Annotated in this window: 17 protein-coding genes; 12 read left to right on the forward strand and 5 right to left on the reverse strand. The window is 66.6% G+C overall.

Translation table 11 applies throughout. From position 1 onward, the window contains the following. From ACFPJ1_RS38650 to ACFPJ1_RS38685, 8 genes are all read left to right on the forward strand, one after another. Nucleotides 1-780, forward strand: a 780-nt coding sequence (locus tag ACFPJ1_RS38650) for an IS701 family transposase (RefSeq protein WP_380111304.1), incomplete at its 5' end; no start/stop codon positions are given. A gap of 719 nt (nucleotides 781-1,499) precedes the next feature. Further along, nucleotides 1,500-1,733: a hypothetical protein gene (locus tag ACFPJ1_RS38655; RefSeq protein ID WP_380111305.1), complete on the forward strand. Its 234-nt coding sequence runs from the start codon at nucleotides 1,500-1,502 to the stop codon at nucleotides 1,731-1,733. A gap of 234 nt (nucleotides 1,734-1,967) precedes the next feature. Further along, nucleotides 1,968-2,180: an ATP-binding protein gene (locus ACFPJ1_RS38660; RefSeq protein WP_380111354.1), complete on the forward strand. Its 213-nt coding sequence runs from the start codon at nucleotides 1,968-1,970 to the stop codon at nucleotides 2,178-2,180. 560 nt (nucleotides 2,181-2,740) lie between these two features. Beyond that, entirely contained in the window at nucleotides 2,741-3,811 is a 1,071-nt protein-coding gene (locus ACFPJ1_RS38665) for an ABC transporter ATP-binding protein (protein WP_380111306.1), read from the forward strand. Further along, complete coding sequence (locus ACFPJ1_RS38670) at nucleotides 3,808-4,656, forward strand: ABC transporter permease (protein ID WP_380111307.1); 849 nt, start codon at nucleotides 3,808-3,810, stop codon at nucleotides 4,654-4,656. The genes ACFPJ1_RS38665 and ACFPJ1_RS38670 overlap by 4 nt, the downstream gene beginning before the upstream one ends. 41 nt (nucleotides 4,657-4,697) lie before the next feature. Then, nucleotides 4,698-6,023 (forward strand): sensor histidine kinase, encoded by a 1,326-nt coding sequence (locus tag ACFPJ1_RS38675; RefSeq protein WP_380111308.1) that lies wholly within the window; start codon nucleotides 4,698-4,700, stop codon nucleotides 6,021-6,023. Then, nucleotides 6,023-6,706, forward strand: a complete 684-nt coding sequence (locus ACFPJ1_RS38680) for a response regulator (RefSeq protein WP_380111309.1) — start codon at nucleotides 6,023-6,025, stop codon at nucleotides 6,704-6,706. Before ACFPJ1_RS38675 ends, ACFPJ1_RS38680 begins: the two co-directional genes overlap by 1 nt. A 223-nt stretch (nucleotides 6,707-6,929) precedes the next feature. Continuing rightward, nucleotides 6,930-7,607: a hypothetical protein gene (locus tag ACFPJ1_RS38685; RefSeq protein ID WP_380111310.1), complete on the forward strand. Its 678-nt coding sequence runs from the start codon at nucleotides 6,930-6,932 to the stop codon at nucleotides 7,605-7,607. Between the two features lie 34 nt (nucleotides 7,608-7,641). Here ACFPJ1_RS38685 and ACFPJ1_RS38690 read toward each other — a convergent pair whose 3' ends face one another. Then, nucleotides 7,642-8,358: a phosphatase PAP2 family protein gene (locus tag ACFPJ1_RS38690; RefSeq protein ID WP_380111311.1), complete on the reverse strand. Its 717-nt coding sequence runs from the start codon at nucleotides 8,356-8,358 to the stop codon at nucleotides 7,642-7,644. 110 nt (nucleotides 8,359-8,468) lie between these two features. Here ACFPJ1_RS38690 and ACFPJ1_RS38695 point away from each other — a divergent pair, with 110 nt between their 5' ends. Both ACFPJ1_RS38695 and ACFPJ1_RS38700 read left to right on the forward strand, forming a co-directional pair. After that, entirely contained in the window at nucleotides 8,469-9,596 is a 1,128-nt protein-coding gene (locus ACFPJ1_RS38695) for a phosphodiester glycosidase family protein (RefSeq protein ID WP_380111312.1), read from the forward strand. Then, nucleotides 9,593-10,501, forward strand: coding sequence for a decaprenyl-phosphate phosphoribosyltransferase (locus ACFPJ1_RS38700; RefSeq protein ID WP_380111313.1), 909 nt, complete (start codon nucleotides 9,593-9,595; stop codon nucleotides 10,499-10,501). The genes ACFPJ1_RS38695 and ACFPJ1_RS38700 overlap by 4 nt, the downstream gene beginning before the upstream one ends. 11 nt (nucleotides 10,502-10,512) lie before the next feature. Here the strand turns inward: ACFPJ1_RS38700 and ACFPJ1_RS38705 are convergent, their stop codons facing one another. The 4 genes from ACFPJ1_RS38705 to ACFPJ1_RS38720 form a co-directional block, all read right to left on the reverse strand. Further along, on the reverse strand, nucleotides 10,513-11,907 hold the full coding sequence (locus ACFPJ1_RS38705; protein ID WP_380111315.1) for a sensor histidine kinase: 1,395 nt from the start codon (nucleotides 11,905-11,907) through the stop codon (nucleotides 10,513-10,515). A 29-nt stretch (nucleotides 11,908-11,936) separates the two neighbouring features. Next, nucleotides 11,937-12,581, reverse strand: coding sequence for a phosphatase PAP2 family protein (locus tag ACFPJ1_RS38710; protein ID WP_380111317.1), 645 nt, complete (start codon nucleotides 12,579-12,581; stop codon nucleotides 11,937-11,939). Nucleotides 12,582-12,655: 74 nt separating this feature from the next. Beyond that, nucleotides 12,656-13,333, reverse strand: a complete 678-nt coding sequence (locus tag ACFPJ1_RS38715; RefSeq protein ID WP_380111318.1) for a response regulator transcription factor — start codon at nucleotides 13,331-13,333, stop codon at nucleotides 12,656-12,658. Nucleotides 13,334-13,378: 45 nt separating this feature from the next. After that, a complete protein-coding gene (locus ACFPJ1_RS38720; RefSeq protein WP_380111319.1) occupies nucleotides 13,379-14,179 on the reverse strand; it encodes a PIG-L deacetylase family protein in 801 nt (266 codons plus the stop codon). Between the two features lie 120 nt (nucleotides 14,180-14,299). Here ACFPJ1_RS38720 and ACFPJ1_RS38725 point away from each other — a divergent pair, with 120 nt between their 5' ends. Together ACFPJ1_RS38725 and ACFPJ1_RS38730 are read left to right on the forward strand one after the other, a co-directional pair. Continuing rightward, nucleotides 14,300-15,316 (forward strand): lysylphosphatidylglycerol synthase domain-containing protein, encoded by a 1,017-nt coding sequence (locus ACFPJ1_RS38725; RefSeq protein WP_380111320.1) that lies wholly within the window; start codon nucleotides 14,300-14,302, stop codon nucleotides 15,314-15,316. Further along, complete coding sequence (locus ACFPJ1_RS38730; protein WP_380111321.1) at nucleotides 15,313-16,392, forward strand: glycosyltransferase family 4 protein; 1,080 nt, start codon at nucleotides 15,313-15,315, stop codon at nucleotides 16,390-16,392. The genes ACFPJ1_RS38725 and ACFPJ1_RS38730 overlap by 4 nt, the downstream gene beginning before the upstream one ends. Nucleotides 16,393-16,454 lie beyond the last annotated feature (62 nt).

The raw sequence follows: 16,454 nt of genomic DNA on the forward strand, positions 1-16,454 counted from the left end.
CGCGCCCTGGACGCCGGCGTGACCGCGCGCTGGGTCGCCGGTGACGAGGTCTACGGCGCAGACCCGAACCTGCGTAAGGCCCTGGAGGATCGGGGCATCGGGTATGTGCTCGCGGTTGCCTGCAGCCACCCGGCCCGCACCGGCGTCGGCAAGATCCGCGCCGACAAGCTCGCCGCCAGCCTGCCCCGCAAGGCATGGCAGCGGCTGTCGGCCGGTGCCGGCTCCAAGGGGCCGCGTCTCTACGACTGGGCCTGGATCAGCATCGAACCCGAACCGGGGGCAGTGCCCAGTGACGCTCAAGGGCAGCGGTGGCTGCTGATTCGCCGCAACAACGCCACCGGCGAGCTCGCCTACTACCGCTGCTGGTCACCGACACCGGTGCCGCTGCGCGAACTGGTCCGCGTCGCCGGCCGCCGCTGGACGATCGAGGAATCCTTCCAAGCCAGCAAGACCCTCACCGGACTCGACCAGCACCAGGTCCGCCGCTGGACCAGCTGGCACCGCTGGACCATCCTTGCGATGCTCGCCTACGCCCTCCTAGCCGTCCTCGCCGCGACCGAACGAGCCGAAACCTCAACCCCACCAGGCCTGATCGCGTTGACCTGCAACGAGATCCACCGCCTGTTCAACACACTCATCGTCGAGCCGATCCGAGACCTGCGACACCGGCTGCACTGGTCGACCTGGAGACGCCGACACCAACACCGCGCCCGAACCAGCCACTACCAGCGCCGACAAGCCACCGCGACCAGAGATCACGAACTACGGCTGCCGTACTAGCCTCGAAGGTTTCATGCCGGTCCGGTGTGTCGTTGAACGTTGCTGCGTGTGTGGTTGAGGTGCGGTTGGTCGGGGTGGTGGCATGCGGCGGGCCCGGTTGTCGCGCCGGGTGGGTTCCGGGTCCTCGGGGTTGTAGGGACGGCCGTTCGGGCTAGGTGGCTGGCCAAGGGGCGCTGCGGAGCCTGCCGAACGCGGCCGCGAGGTCAGCAGCCCAGGGCCAGTCGGTGTCGAGTCTGAGGTGTCGACCGCAGGCGGTGCGCACGAGTAGTGCGGCGGGCCTTACCCCCGGTTCATGGACACGGTGGGTGGATTACGCCGCTGACGGGAGCGTAGCGGGGTGGAGGGCTTCGTAGGTGTTCGGGGAGTGGTAGTGGCACCAGGAGTGTCGTCGGCGGGTGTCGGCCTCGAAGACCTCGTTGTGCGTTCTAGTAGCAGCCCGACGATGGCGACGTCGGCGTCCCTGAGGGTGGCGCGTTCGACGCAGAACAGACTGAGTACGCCGAGAACCCGGCCGCGCAGGCGTAGCGGAAGGGCGTGGGTCGACCGGTAGCCTGCCGCCACGGTCGGGGGTGGAAGCGAGGCGGGCGCGCCTCGACTCTTTAGCTGGACGGATCGTCGATGCCTTGTGTGCGTCAAGGCCGGTCGGAGTGGTGTCGATCTGGGGGAGGCGTGTTCGTCAGACTGGATGGAGGCTAGTTGTTCGAGTGAGGAGTGTTGTGATGATCGTCGAGACCGTGTTCCCCATCGTGGTCAGTGCTGATCTGCCGCGGTTGTTGCCGTTCTACACCGAGGTCCTCGGTGGGGAGCAGGTGTATCAGTTCCCTCCCGAGGGTGTACCGGCGTACGTCAGCCTGCGGTTCGGTGAGGCTGCGCTGGGCCTTGGCCATGACCCGGCGTACGCGCGCGACCGAGGCCATCCTGCCGTGCTTCCAGGCCGGCCACTGCCGCGGTGATGGGGTTCGTAGTGTCGGAGGGCGATCGGGCAGAACCTCGGACGGATGCAGGCGCTGTTGTTCGCTCTGGCGTTGCCCGCGTCTGGTTTCGCTTCGTCCTCGGGTTGAACGTATGCCGGGGTCGGTCATCCTTGAGGGCTCCTGGAATCGGCATGTCCCGCTCGGTGCGCGGCGGGTGATGGGAAGCCGCCTATCCATCAGACGCGCGGCTTCGAAGACACCTCACGACTGTCCATCTCCGACGACGGTCCGGGGATCCCGTCGGCCGACCGGATCCGGGTGTTCGACCGTTTCGTCCGGCTCAACACCGCGCGTTCCCGGGTCACCGGCGGCACCGGGCTCGGCCTTGCGATCGTTGCCGAAGTCGTCCAGCGCCATCATGGCACCATCAGGATCACCGGACGTGCCACCTTCGAAACCCGCCTCCCGGCCCTGTCTGATCGCTAGCGCAGGTCGCGTCCGCAGCGCGCCGGCCGGATCGGCTGAGGTGAGCGTTGTGTCGCAGCGCGACCTCGGGCTCGTTGCGGCATCCATCAGTCGCCGGCTCTCCTCGACGTTCACGCCCATGTCGTCAATCCACGTTGACGCTGATCGGTGGTGGCTGTGGCGTCCGGGTGGGCGGATGATGGCGGTGTGACCGCTGCTGAGGAGACGTTTCAGCCGACGGCGCCGGTGTGTTGGTGCTGCGGTGGCGAGTTCGACGAGCGTGACCTGGTGCGGCTGGGGATGCACCTGAGGTCGGCGTCTGTCTGGGGTGCGCCCGCTACTTGCAGCGGCGGGCTGCCGAGCGTGAGGATGAGCTGCGGACAGGGCCGGGGGTAAGGCTGCGGGACGGGGTGCGTGGAGCGCGCGAGTGGGTGATCAGACACGGGTGGCATCGCCTACCGGTCGTCGGCCCGCTGCTGCAGCGGATCAATCGGCATCTGCCCTAACCGCAAACCTGGTCAGTCCGCGAGCAGCGGAGCGGTGGTCGCTGTGCGAGGTCGGCGCGGGGAAACCCGTCCGGGTTGTTCCTGCGTGTAGTACCACGGTACGACGTCGCTGCCTTAAATCATTCGCTGGTACCACGGGTGCCCGATTTCGTCCTTCTAGCGTGGACAACGAGGCGGCCGGGGCACCCGGCGCCCGTGATCGAGGGAACGAACGCGATGATCGAGGCGCACCAACTGACCAAGCGGTACGGCGAGACGACGGCCGTGGATCGGCTCGACTTCACCGTCAGACCCGGGACGGTGACGGGATTCCTCGGTCCCAACGGAGCCGGAAAGTCCACGACCATGAGGATGATCATCGGTCTGGACAGCCCGAGCGGAGGGACGGTCACCGTCAACGGACGCCGCTACCGCGAACACTCCGCACCCCTGCAGGAAGTCGGCGCGCTGCTGGAGGCGAAGTCCATCCACCCGGGTCGGTCCGCGTTCGACCACTTGATGGCGCAGGCCTACACCCACGGCATCCCGCGCCGCCGGGTGAACGAGGTGATCGAAATGACCGGCATCGAGTCCGTGGCCAAGAAGCGTGCCGGCGCATTCTCGCTCGGAATGGGCCAACGGCTTGGCATCGCTGCCGCTCTCCTCGGTGACCCTGCCACCGTGATGCTGGACGAGCCGGTCAACGGCTTGGACCCGGAGGGTGTGCTGTGGATCCGGAACCTCCTCATCGGCCTGGCGGCTGAAGGCCGCACGATCTTCGTTTCGTCGCACCTGATGACCGAGATGGCCCTGGTGGCTGACCATCTGATCATCGTGGGGCGTGGTCGGCTGCTGGCCGACACCACTGTCGAGGAGCTGGTTCGCCAAACCGATGGCAGCTCAGTGACCGTTGCCACCGCCGATCCCGGGCGTCTGCGGGAGGTCCTGGCTGGTCCAGGCGTCGAGATCACCGGACAGACAGGCTCGGAGGAGCTGCAGGTGACCGGCCTGACGGCACGCTCGATCGGGCTCAAGGCCGCCGAGGCGGGTATCGCGTTGTTCGAGCTCACGGCCAAGAAAGTCTCCCTGGAGGAGGCCTTCATGGAACTCACGAAGGATTCGGTCGACTACCACGGGACCGCCGAGATCAACAGGAGTGCAGCATGAGCGTCACCACCCCTGTCCGGCCGTCCTCAGGAGACGCCGCGCCTGCGACACGACCGCCGTATCGGGTGACCGGGCGACGCGTGCTGCGCAGCGAATGGTCCAAGCTGTGGTCTCTTCGCTCGACCTGGATCACGTTGGCACTGGCGTTGCTGTTCCTGGTGGCTTTCGGGATCATCGCGGCGGCGCGCTACAAGAGCAGCGTCACCTCTGGACGCCAGATGGACCCCGACTTCGCCGACGCGACCGCACTCAGCTTGTCGCTGTTCGGCGTACCTCTCGCGCAACTGGCACTGGGTGTACTGGGAGTGCTGGTCACGGCTGGTGAGTACTCCACCGGCACCATCCGCTCGACCTTGGCGGCTGTTCCTCGCCGGCTTCCGGTGCTCTGGTCGAAGTCGGTCGTGTTCGGCCTGGTTGCGCTCGTTCTCGGCGTGGTCGGAGTGGTTGTGACCTTCCTCGCCGGCAGCAGCATCGTCTCCGGCACACAGGCGGCCCTGACGCTTTCGAGTACGGGCGTCCTACGCAGTCTTCTGGGTGCCGCCCTCTACCTGGGCCTGGTAGGCGTGATCGGCGCGGCTCTGGGTGCCTTGCTGCGATCGGTGGCCGGTGGCATCTCGGTCCTGGTTGCCTCCCTAATGCTGATTCCCGGGTTGATCTCGCTGCTTCCGAAGTCGTGGAGTCAGGCGATTCAGCCCTACCTGCCCAGCGTCGCGGGTCAGTCGATGTTCGACCTGCATCACCAGGCGCACACGCTGACGCCGGCGATCGGGTTCCTGGTCTTCCTTGCCTGGACCGCCCTGGCACTGGCAGGAGCTGCTTGGCGACTGGCCCGCTCGGACGCCTGACGGCGGCGGTGGCGATTTCGGTGTCGGCACACAATGGAGGGGTGACACCTGTGACCGTCAACGCCACGTCCGGCGCGGATCCTTACCCGAGCGCGGCCGAGCTGGATCCGCTCTGGAGGCATCCTCTGGTCGTCCGGATGACCAGGATCGCGCAGCGGCTGCGGCAGGCGGATGTGCAGCATCCGTGGGTGCTGGACGCAGGCATTGTGGCCATGACGTTCGTGTTGTTCTGCCTGCCTGACCTGGTCAGAGGCGACAGCGGCCCGAGGGAGCTCGATGGCACCTTCTCGCCATTGCCGCTGGCCGGGATGCTGGTTCTCCAAGCTGGACTGATACTGCCGCTGTTGTGGCGGCGGCGCGCGCCGTTCGCAGCTTTCGGTGTCATCGCCGTGGTGTTCTTGATCCAGTGGTCCCAGAGCGCGTGGCTGCGTGCCGACATCGCGCTCCTCATCGCGTTGTACAGCTTGACGTTGCACGGGCAACTGCGCAGCCTGCTCGCTGCTGCCGGCATCGTCGCGGTCGTCCTGACGGTGGTAGCGATCCGCATCTCCGCCGTGGTGTCGGCAGCAGAGGGATTGTTCTTCCTGGTATGCGCTGCCACTGCGGCCACAGCTCTCGGCTTGGCGGTGCGAATCCGGCGTTCTCAGCTCGCGGGACTTCGAGAACGGGCCGCCCGGCTGGAGGTCGAACGCGACCAACGGATCAAGCTTGCCGCGGCTGGTGAGCGCACCCGGGTAGCTCGTGAGATGCACGACATCGTCGGCCACAATCTGTCCGTGATGATCACGCTCGCCGATGGCGGTGCCTATGCCGCCGGCGCGACGCCGGATCGCGCGGCCGAGGCGCTCGGGTTGATCGGGGAGACCGGGCGTCAGGCGATGGGGGAGCTGCGCCGCATGCTAGGAGCGTTGCGTGAACAGCATGACGCACCGCAATTCAGCCCGCAACCGAGCATCGCCGACATCGACAGTTTGTGTCGCCGAACCCGGGCGGCGGGTCCGGCGATCACCTACCGAACGACCGGTGACGTGGATGCGACGGATCGTGGCATCCAACTCACGGCGTACCGCATTGTGCAGGAAGCGTTGACGAACACTCTGAAGCACGCCGGACCGCAGACGCAGGCCGAGGTGTGGCTGAACATCGCGGAGCACCAGTTGCAGATCCGTGTGCGGGACTCGGGTCCGCCTACCGGCAGCGGGCGGCTGGAACGGTCGGTCGGCGAGGGACACGGCCTCGTCGGAATGAAGGAACGCGCAGCCATGTACGGCGGGACCGTGCTTGCGGGTCCAGTGCCCGGTGGGGGCTGGACTCTCCAGGCAGAACTCGAACTCGATCCGCCCACCGACTCACTCGAAGGTGACTGATGATCACGGTGCTCATCGTGGATGACCAGCCGCTGCAACGGCTCGGCTTCCGGATGCTGCTGGAGTCCGTCCCCGACACCCGGGTCGCCGGCGAGGCCGCGACTGGTTCCGAAGCTGTGCGCCAGGCGGCCGAACTTCGCCCCGACGTGGTCCTGATGGACGTGCGGATGCCAGGCATGGACGGCATCGAGGCAACCCGTCGCATCGTCGCCAACGGAGGTCGGTCGCGGGTCCTCGTGCTGACGACTTTCGACCTCGACGAGTACGCCCACGCCGCGCTACGCGCAGGGGCCAGTGGCTTCCTGCTCAAGGACGCCAGGCCGGAGGAACTGCTGGCGGGTATCCGCGCGGTCGCGGCCGGAGACGCGATCATCGCGCCGGCGCTGACCCGACGACTGCTCGATGCGTATGTCCACCATCTCCCCAGCCGCCCTCGCGACCCCCAGGACAATCCCGAACTGAGAAGCCTGACCGACCGCGAACGCGAGATCCTGGTCGCAGTCGGCCGCGGCTGGACCAACGCAGAGATCGCGGATCGCCTGACCCTGTCCGAGTCCACCGTCAAGACCCACGTCGGACACGTACTGGCCAAGATCCGCGCCCGGGACCGGATCCAGGCCGTCATCCTCGCCTACGACCTCGGACTCACCCACCCAAACACCAGCAGCGCGATCGACCGTTGACGCGGGCCGCACGTCATGGGGCTGTCCTTGTTCCCAGACAGCCGATAGCTCGGCAGAGGATCTCGGCGTCGGTGATTGCCCGCGGCCGCAACCGCCACCGGGGCGTTTCGAGCGTACTGTCGATAGATGGAGTGGTTGTTGTTCTTGGTGTTCGGTGGGGATAGCGCTCGGTGCCCGGCAACTGTGGGACCGCCGGGCGGTGCGGCGTGCTGATATCGCGGACGTGAGCCAGATCAGGAAGATCGCCGACGAAGACGTCACGCTGCTCGGTGAGGAGTTCTCCCGGCTGGGTGTGGAGGTCGACGGTCGGGAGCTCGATGCCGCGACCCGGCTTGACTACCAGGCCGCGCTCGATGCGTACGACGCCGCACAGGTGTCGGTCAAAGAGTTGCAATCGGCCGAGGCGATCAGCACGATCACCGACACGTTGGCCACGGGGCGGTATGCGATCACCTGCGTGCGCGCTCGGGTCGCCGGCGTCGCCGTACCGGTTCGTCGGGTTCCTTGTTTCTTCAATCCTCAGCATGGTCCGTCGACTACCGATGTGGTGTGGACCCAGCCCAGGCATGGGACGCGCACGGTGCCGGCGTGTGCGCAGGACGCTGCCCGCGTCGGGATCGGTGACCAGCCGGAGATCCGGTACGTACAAGTCGGTTCACGTCAGGTTCCGTACTGGGAGGCCGGCCGGGCGTTCGCGCCGTACGGCCAGGGCTACTTCGCCAGTGCGGGAGAAGGCGCCAGCTTCATCGCGCTTTCCGGATTCGACGGGCAGTCGGGCGGCCACAGCAGTTGGGGCGACAGCTGGGGCGGCGCCCATAGTGGGTACGACGGTGGCGGCAACGGCGGAGGTGGACACGGCGGCCACGACGGCGGCGGACATGGCGGCGGGGGCGACAGCTAGCCCCGTTGTGCGCGGATCCGTCAGCATGCTGCCGTTATCCATTGCCTGTGGCAACATCGCCCGACGGTGGTCTTGCTTGGTCCCAATGTGATCGAGCGAAGGAGGCGACGTTCAGGACGATCACCAGCCAGACGACTGCAACCGTCCATCCGGCCAGTACGTCGGTAGCCCAGTGGTAACCGAGGTAGACGCGGCTCAGGCCGATGCCGATGCTCATCACCACCGCGACGGCGAGGATCGCGGTCCGGATCCGGAGCGACCGGATTCTCGCCCAGACCAGCGCGGCCACGATGACTAAGAAGACCGTCGAGTTCAGGGCGTGGCCGGACGGGAACGCGAAGGTGTTCGAGACCGGACCAAGGACGACCGTGACGTCTGGTCGTGCGCGCCCGATGAGGAGCTTCAATCCACTCGACAAGGCTGATGAACCGATCATCGCCAGCAACAGCACGGCAGGCGTTCCCAGAGTCCGGGTCCACCGCCACAAGATCAATGCCGTGACCAGCGTCAGGGTGACGAGGACGGGTGTATTGCCGATGAAGGTCAGCCCCTGAGCGACAGCGGTGAGAACAGGAGTCCGGTGCGACACTGCTTCAGCTGTCAGTTCGGGATCGAACGCCGCCAACCCGTCGGACTCGGTCGCCGCGTCGGCCAAGCCGATCAGCCCGAGCGTCCCAGTCACCACCACGGCCGCGCTCGCGACGAGTACGCCGTACCGGTGCCGGGCCGCGCTGTCCTTGTCCGTTGACATCACATCCCAGTTTCGCCGGAGCCCGCTGAGGATCCGCTGAGGACGGTGCGAAGACTTGCTCCCGGTCGTCTCTCCGGTTCTTCTCAGCGGGTCGTCGGTCTACTGGCTTCATGAAGTCCAGAACACCAGCCGAGAAGGCCAGGAGGCGGCGGCGACGCCGGTGGATCGCGCTTGGTGTCTGCCTGGTCCTCGTGGTTCCGATCGTGTCCTATGTACGGGCGCTGCTCTATCCAGGAAACGCATCGTTCGCGGTCCGAACCGTCGAGTGGGTCCGCGACCATGGCGCAGGACCGGTGATCGACACGATCGAGACGTGGAAGTACTCGCGTCAGGCGCCTCCGGCTGGTGGACAACCCCAGGACATTCCGACGTTTGCCCATGGCACCTATTCGGAGCGCAAGGCATCGCAACTCCCCACGATCAAGCGTCTTCCGGAGGCGCCGCCACTGCCACGAGAGGGTGAATGGACTCCTGGACGGCAGGGAAAGAACGGCAGGACTCTCTTGTGGACGAGTTGGTTTCGCCCTGACAGCGCTCACCTCCCGGTGACAGTGGCGGCTGCGCTCATGCCGCAGACGGCCGACAGGGTGCGGCTCATGCCGGGGACCCGAGAGCCTGTCGTCGGAATGGCCTCCCGGGACGGCTATTCGGTGCCGGCGAAGGACAGGAAGAGTCTGGTGGCCACGTTCAACGGCGGCTTCAAGATGAGTGACTCGCATGGCGGTTGGTGGACCACGGAGTCGCATGCAGTGCCCCTCGTCGACGGCAGGGCCTCGGTGGTCATCGACAAGAGTGGAGTCGTACGGATCGGTGCGTGGAACAAGACCGTACGGATGGGGCCGGAAGTCGTTGCTGTGCGACAGAATCTCGATCCGGTGATTGTTGGCGGCAAGATCGTGGACGGTCTGACGACCAACGCCAACGGCCGGTGGGGCAGTGTACGAAGTCAGTTCCAGTACACCTGGCGATCCGGCCTCGGCACCGATGCCAAAGGCAACCTCATCTACATTGCCGGGCGGGGTCTGACGCTTGGCAGCCTCGCCGCCGCGATGCAGCAGGCGGGGATCCAGGAAGGTATGGAGCTGGACATTCACGCCGCCATGGTCAGCTTTGACATCGAGTATCCACAGGCCAACGGTCAGATCACCAGTAGACGTCTGCTGGATTCGATGACCTCGCCGCCGGATCGCTATCTGGTCGATGATCAACGTGACTACTTCTCAGTGGTCGCCCGATGACCGAAGTCCAGAATCGGCCGGACGTCGCGCTCAAGGTTGGCCGCGGTAGATCACTGTTGAGACTGAGCCGACCGCAGCAGTGGCACAAGGCGGTCATGCTCTTCGCTGCTCCCGAGGCCGCCGGGCTGATCGATCGTCCGCAGGTGCTCCTTCGTGCGGCAGTCGCTGCTGTCGCGTTCACGATGCTCTCGATCGCGGTGTACGCGGTGAACGACGTACGCGACGCACCGGACGATCGGCGTCACCCGCGCAAGCAATTTCGTCCGGTGGCGTCGGGTGCGCTGAGTCCGACGGTCGCGTTGGTCTGGGGAACGTGCCTGGGACTGGGAGGCCTCGTCCTCGCCGCGCAGGTGGGCCTGCCGACCTTGGCGCTCGGCCTGGCGTACTTGACTGCGCAGCTCCTTTACGTGTTCGGGTTCAAGCATGTCGCAGTGGTCGACGTGGTGCTTGTGGCCCTGGGATTCGTGCTGCGTGCCGCGGCCGGCGCGGCGGCCTCCCGGGTGCCGGTCTCGAACTGGTTCCTGCTGGTCTCTCTGTTCGGCGCACTCTTCCTGGTGGCTGGTAAGCGGCGCGCCGAACGCGGCTCCGCGACGGCGGACGCGCGGAGCAGGCCGGTGTTGGCCGCGTACTCTTCGGCTTGGCTCGACCAGCTGACCACGGTCGCAATGCTGGGGACTGCCATGTCCTACGGGCTCTGGGCATTCCAGTATCTCGGCGACGACGTGTTCCGTCAGCTGCTGGTCGTGTCCTTCCTGCCGTTCCTGACCTGCCTACTGCGCTACGGCCTCTTGGTGTCCACCGGACGCGGCGAACTCCCCGAGCATGAGCTGTTCCGCGACCGGGTGCTCGTTGTTGCGGGCCTCTGCTGGTCTGTACTGGTGGGAGCCGGCCTGTATCTGGCCTGAAACGCGAAGACTCAGCGGGCGTGGGGGATGGCCACGGTGGCTATGGTGCCTGCGGTGGGGGCAGGGGTCAGCGTGATGGTGCCTCGATGGGCCTTGGCGATTTCCAGAACGATCGAGAGGCCGAGTCCGGAGCCGCCGCTGGCACGGGCCCGGCTGGTGTCGAGGCGGACGAAACGTTCGAAGACGCGGAGGCGGTCGGCCTCCGGGATGCCGTCGCCGTCGTCTTCGACAGAGATGATCGCGGACCCGTTCTTCGCTGCCGCGGTCAGGCGGACGGTGGTGTGGGCGGCGCGGATGGCGTTGTCGACGAGGTTCCGAAGCAACTGGCTGAGTCGGGCCGGGTCGCCGACCACGCGAACGGGATGAACATCTCCGGTCACGGCGATGTCGGGCACTGAACTGCGCAGCCGCTGGATCTCGGCTGCGACCAGGTCGTCGAGATCGACATCGGTGTGTTGCATGCGCAGGCCGGTGTCGTCGGCTTTCGCGAGCAGGAGCAGGTCCTCGACCAATCGTCGCATCCGCTCGGTCTCAGCACCCATCACCTGCTGCAGTTCGCGCCAGGCCTGTCCGGTGGTGTCGGCCTCGACCACCTCCAACGCTGCGGTGAGGGTGGCGAGGGGTGACCGGAGCTCGTGACTTGCATCCGACACGAACCGCCGCTGTGTTGCCTGACCTGCCTCCAACCGGTCAAGCATCTGATTCATGGTGGTCGCGAGTCGCGCGATCTCGTCCTGCGTCGCCGGCACCGGAACTCGCTGGGAGAGGTCGGTGGCCCCGATCCCCTGGACGCGGGACCGGATCCGCTCGACCGGCCTGAGTGCCTGCCCGACCAGGAGCCATCCGGCCACCCCGACGATGATCAGCAGGACCGGGAACCCCACCAGCAAATACTTCGCCACCGTGGCCACAGTGTCCCGCTGCGTCTCGATCGAGGACGCGATCACGACTGTGTACGTCTGGCCGCCGTACGACGCTCCCTGCGCGACGATCAGGTACGAGTGGTCGTCGTCTAGCAGCGGCATCTTGCCGACCTCCGCGCGCTCGAGTACGCCGGGCGCGGGACGGAGAGTGGTCAGGGGCCTCGTGTCTACTCGTGCGGAGGAGGCAGCGAGGATCCGGCCTGATGGATCGACCACCTGGATGAGCTGCGTCTGCCGGGTGGTAGTCGCGAGATCCGTGGACAAGCCGGAGGTACCTTCTTCGGCGACCTGGTTCGCAACCTCGCTTGCTCGCGCATCCGCGGCATCGGACACCCCGGTGATGAGAGCGCGTTGCAGGAGGAGGAGTAGTACCGCGGCTCCGAGCGCCATCGCCACGGCAACCACGATCACCGCAGCAGCGGTGGACCTGCTCCGCACACTGGCGCGTCGCAGTCCGAGGTTCGGCTTGCGCCAAGCCGACACCGGTCGCGCTCGTTCCGAGCTGGGATCGGTCACGCGTGATCAAGTGTTCTCGAGGGCCACAATCGCAGGCCACGCGTCAGGTGCGCACAGGTTGCCAGGACGCTGAGCCACGTGATGGCCAGCAGCCATCCAGCGAGTACGTCGGTTGCCCAGTGATATCCGAGATAGAGCCTGCTGAGTCCGATCCCCACACTCAGCAGTACGGCGATCAGGCCGCCCCCGATCCGCAACATCAACCGGGCACCACTCATCCACAGCAGACCTGCCAGCGTCAGGAGAAACGCTGTCGAATCCAAGGTGTGGCCTGAGGGGAACGAGTAGCTTGTGTCGATACTGCCGAGCACATAGCTAGGCCCTGGCCTCTGGCGCGCGACCAACAGTTTCATGGCATAGGTGAGCGCGCCGGAGCCGGCGATCGCGGTCAGGAGCAGGACGGATGGCCGCAGGTGCTTGGTGACACGCCAGAGCAGTGAAGCCGTGAACACGGTGAGCAGACACACCACGGGCACGTCGCCGAGGAACGTCAGGGCCCTGGCGAGGTCGGTCAGCTCGAAGGTGCGCATCCCGACCAGATGCTTGGTGAGGCCGAGGTCGTAGCCGGCCCACCCGTCCTTCTCCGTCGCTGAGTCCGCCAGCATGGCTGTACCGATCGTCCCGGCAACTGCAATCGCCAAGCCGGCAATCGGGACCGCAAAAGCAAGCGAGTGCTGTTCGGGGCGGTGACCAAGGATCCGGGATTCGGTCACGGTCAGCCGCCCTCGGGGTCGAGGCGGTAGCCCATGCCGCGGATGGTTTCGACGGAGTGGCGGGCGAAGGGGGCGTCGAGTTTGAGGCGGAGGTAGCGGATGTAGACCTCGACGACGTTGGGGTCGCCGTCGAAGGCGGGGTCCCACACGTTGGCGAGGATCTCGAGTTTGCTGACGGTATCGCCGCGGTGGCGGATCAGGTATTCGAGCAGGCCGTACTCGCGTGGGGTGAGAGTGATTTCCTGTCCGGCGCGTTCGACTCGTTTGCGGGCGAGGTCGAGGGTCAGATCGCCGGCGGCCAGGACCACCGGCCGTTCCGGACCGCCGCGCCGGATCAGCGCCCGCAAGCGGGCGATGAGGACGAGGAAGCTGAACGGTTTGGTCAGGTAGTCGTCCGCACCGAGATCGAACGCGTCGGTCTGGTCGTACTCCCCGTCCTTCGCGGTCAGCATCAGCACCGGCGTCCACACACCACGCTCCCGCAGCTGCTCGAGCACCTTGTACCCGTTCAGCTTCGGCAACATGATGTCCAGCACGATCACGTCGTAGCTGTATTCGGTTGCCGCCCACACCGCGTCCTCGCCGTCGTGCACCAGCTCGACCACGAACCCGGCGTCACTGAGACCGCGGCGGACCGTCTCGGCCAGCCGGACCTCGTCCTCCACCATCAGCACTCGCATGGTGTCAGTCTCATCGTCGCCCGCTGAGAGTCCGCTGAGAGCTGCTCATCGGAGCGTCGCAAACATGTCGTCGAGCCGACTACCAGGGGTTCGGCCGTGTTCGACGTACCACTCCCGCCCGAGGACGCGCCGGAACAGCCACTGGGGCAGCTTGAGCAGCAGCCCGAGCGTCCGTGCCCCATCGTCCGAGCTCGCCTGACTGGCGTGAGCCTGGAAGGATCGCCGTTTCTGGTCCGTGTACGCGCGTACGTCGACACAGTGGGTGATCGCCGATGCGGGGGAGTACGCGCGGTCGTAATCCGCCGCCCGTACCGCAGGCAGTACGCCGGGAATCGCCTCGACCACCCGCACCAGCCGACGGATCAGCCGCCGGTCGATCGTTGCCTCGAGCACCAACCGCGTACCGGCGTTCGCGGCGGCGTGAACGCCGACCGCGTACACCTGCTTGTGGTCCGGATGCCCATACCCGCCGGCCGGGTCGTAGATTGTCAATGCATCGGCCTGCTCCGCCCGCAGCAGCTCGATCAACGGTGCCGCTGCCTCCTCGACCGTGAGACCGCTGAACGCACCGTCTGCCACCGGACCCGTCGATCCCGAGTCCCAGAAGCCGAACCGCACGACCCGCGCACACCCCAGCGCTGCCGCCGACCGCTCCAGCTCATCTCGCCGGTACGACGCCAGCCGTCCAGCCGACCGGTACGACGAAGCGGCCGCACCAGCCTCGCCGTCGGTGGCGACCGCCAGCACGACCCGATGCCCTTCCGCGGCAAGCCGGGCCAACGTCCCGCCCATCAGTAGCGCCTCGTCGTCCGGGTGCGCGTGAAAGGCGACCAGCGTAAACGCCATGTGGTGAGGATCGCACGCCACCACAAGTCGACCCAGTTGCTCTCAGCACCCTCTCAGCGCCCGCCTTCCAGTCTTGACCTCAAGAGATCTGGCTACGAAGGAAACGGACGGAGGCAGCAGGTGGCCAAGGCGTATTGGCTGCGGGTGGTGACATCTCTGCTCAGTGGGCTCGGGACCGCTGCGCTTGTCGTGTTCCTACCGCGAGCTGTCGGGGCGACCTGGGCCGAGGTCGGCTCCATTCTCGGCCGCATCTCCGCCGGTGCGCTGGTGGCCCTCGCGATACTCTGGATCGCGGGACTCTGGGCACATTCGTTCGTCCTGGCCGCGTCCCTGCCAGGACTGACGAAACGCCGCGGCCTGACGCTGAGTCTGACCGGCAGCGCCGTCGCGAGCGTACTTCCGTTGGGCGGCGCGGCCGGCACTGGCCTGAACTTCGCGATGGTCCGCCGTTGGGGCTTCAGCCAGGGCGCGTTCGGAGGCTTCCTCGCCGTCACGACCCTGCTGAACATCGTCTCCAAACTCGGCGTCATAGCTGTGGCCTTGGCGATGATTCCGATCCTGCACAGCGCGCGGGCCTTCGGGTCGGCGAGCCTCCTGTTCCTTCCGGTCCCCGTCGCGGTAGTGGCGGTCGTCTGGATCCTCGCCGACCAGAATGCGGCCACGGCGGTCGGCGGCGCGTTCGACAAGCTGATCGGACTCTTCCGACCCTCGTGGCTGGCCCACCGGATTCCAGAGCTACGTCGCTCGATCCTGCGGGTGCTCCACGCCGGCTGGCGTCCGATGACTGGTGGAATGCTCGCCTATCTCGCGCTCCAACTGGCTCTGCTCTGGTTGTGCTTCCACGTACTCGGCGTCTCCCTCGGTCTACCGGTCCTGTTCACTGCGCTGGCGGTCGAGCGTTTGCTTACCTTGGTCCCGATCACTCCAGGAGCAGCCGGTGTCGTCGAGGTCGGGACGATCGCTGCTCTGGTCGCTCTCGGCGGCGCCCCGGCCGGAGTCGCGGCCGGGTTCCTGCTGTTCCGCGGTTTCACCTACCTGATGGAGATCCCGGTCGGCGGCGTGCTACTGGTCGGCTGGCTGGGTAGCCAGCACCGGGTCCGGCGCAATGCGGCCGATCTGGGCGCGGTCAGCGGATGAGGATCGCGCTGGTCAGTGACTGCTACCTGCCGAGACTGGGCGGCATCGAACTGCAGGTCCACGATCTCGCCGTCCAGCTGGTTCGCGCCGGGCATGCCGTCACGGTGTTCACCACCACTGACGGGTCGTCGGCAGCGGGTGATGTGCCCGTCGTACGCCTGCCGTCGCTTGCAGGCATTCCGTTGCCAGCTGCAATCGACACGCTCAGGCATGCGCTCGACTCCTTCGACGTCGTCCACGCACACACCTCCTTGTTCTCTCCGCTGTCCTGGCAGGCCGCCCGCCACGCGGTGGCTCCGATCATCACCATGCACTCGTTGCCCAACGCATCGATGCCATGGCCGATGGCACAGATCGACCGCTACATCGGCCCGGCGAAGTGGACCGCGGTGAGTGGAGTCGTAGCCGAGAGACTGCGCCGGTCGTTGCCGAACGGGTCGGTCGACGTGCTGCACAACGGAGTCGATCCTGACCGTTGGCGACAACTGAGGCGGCCGGGCCATCCACTGACCATCGTCAGCACCATGCGGCTGACCCGACGCAAGCGCCCGATAGCGCTCTTGCGAGCACTGGCGCGGATCCGCGAGATCGTGCCGGCCGGCACCGCGGTCCGGGCGATGGTGGTGGGCGGAGGCCCGCAAGCAAGAGCGGTGGCGGCGGAGGCCCGCGGCCTCGGCCTCATGAGCTGGGTCGACCTTCCAGGACGCCTGACCCGCTTCGAGATTCAGCAGCTCTATGCCACCGCGGACATTTACCTCGCGCCGGCCGAGCTGGAATCGTTCGGGGTTGCGGCCCTCGAGGCCAGGTGTGCCGGACTGCCGGTGATCGCGATGGCATCGGGTGGAGTCGGCGAGTTCATCCGCCACGGGGTCGAGGGGTATCTGGTCGACAATGACGCGCAGATGGCGGAGGCAGCGGCAGCATTGCTCACCAGCCCTGCCCTCCTGTCACGTATGCAGGATCACAACTACACCACTGACCCAGCGATGACCTGGGGACACGTCGTCGCGCGGCATGTTGCGGCGTACCGGACTCAGGTCTCTCTCAGTGCCTTGCCTCTAGCGTCGGCATCATGACCCCCGAAGACTCCAGCACCAGCGAGCTGACTGGGTGGGGACGCACGACTCACCGACAGACT

The sequence above is a fragment of the Kribbella qitaiheensis genome, from assembly GCF_042657745.1.
Classification (GTDB): domain Bacteria; phylum Actinomycetota; class Actinomycetes; order Propionibacteriales; family Kribbellaceae; genus Kribbella; species Kribbella qitaiheensis.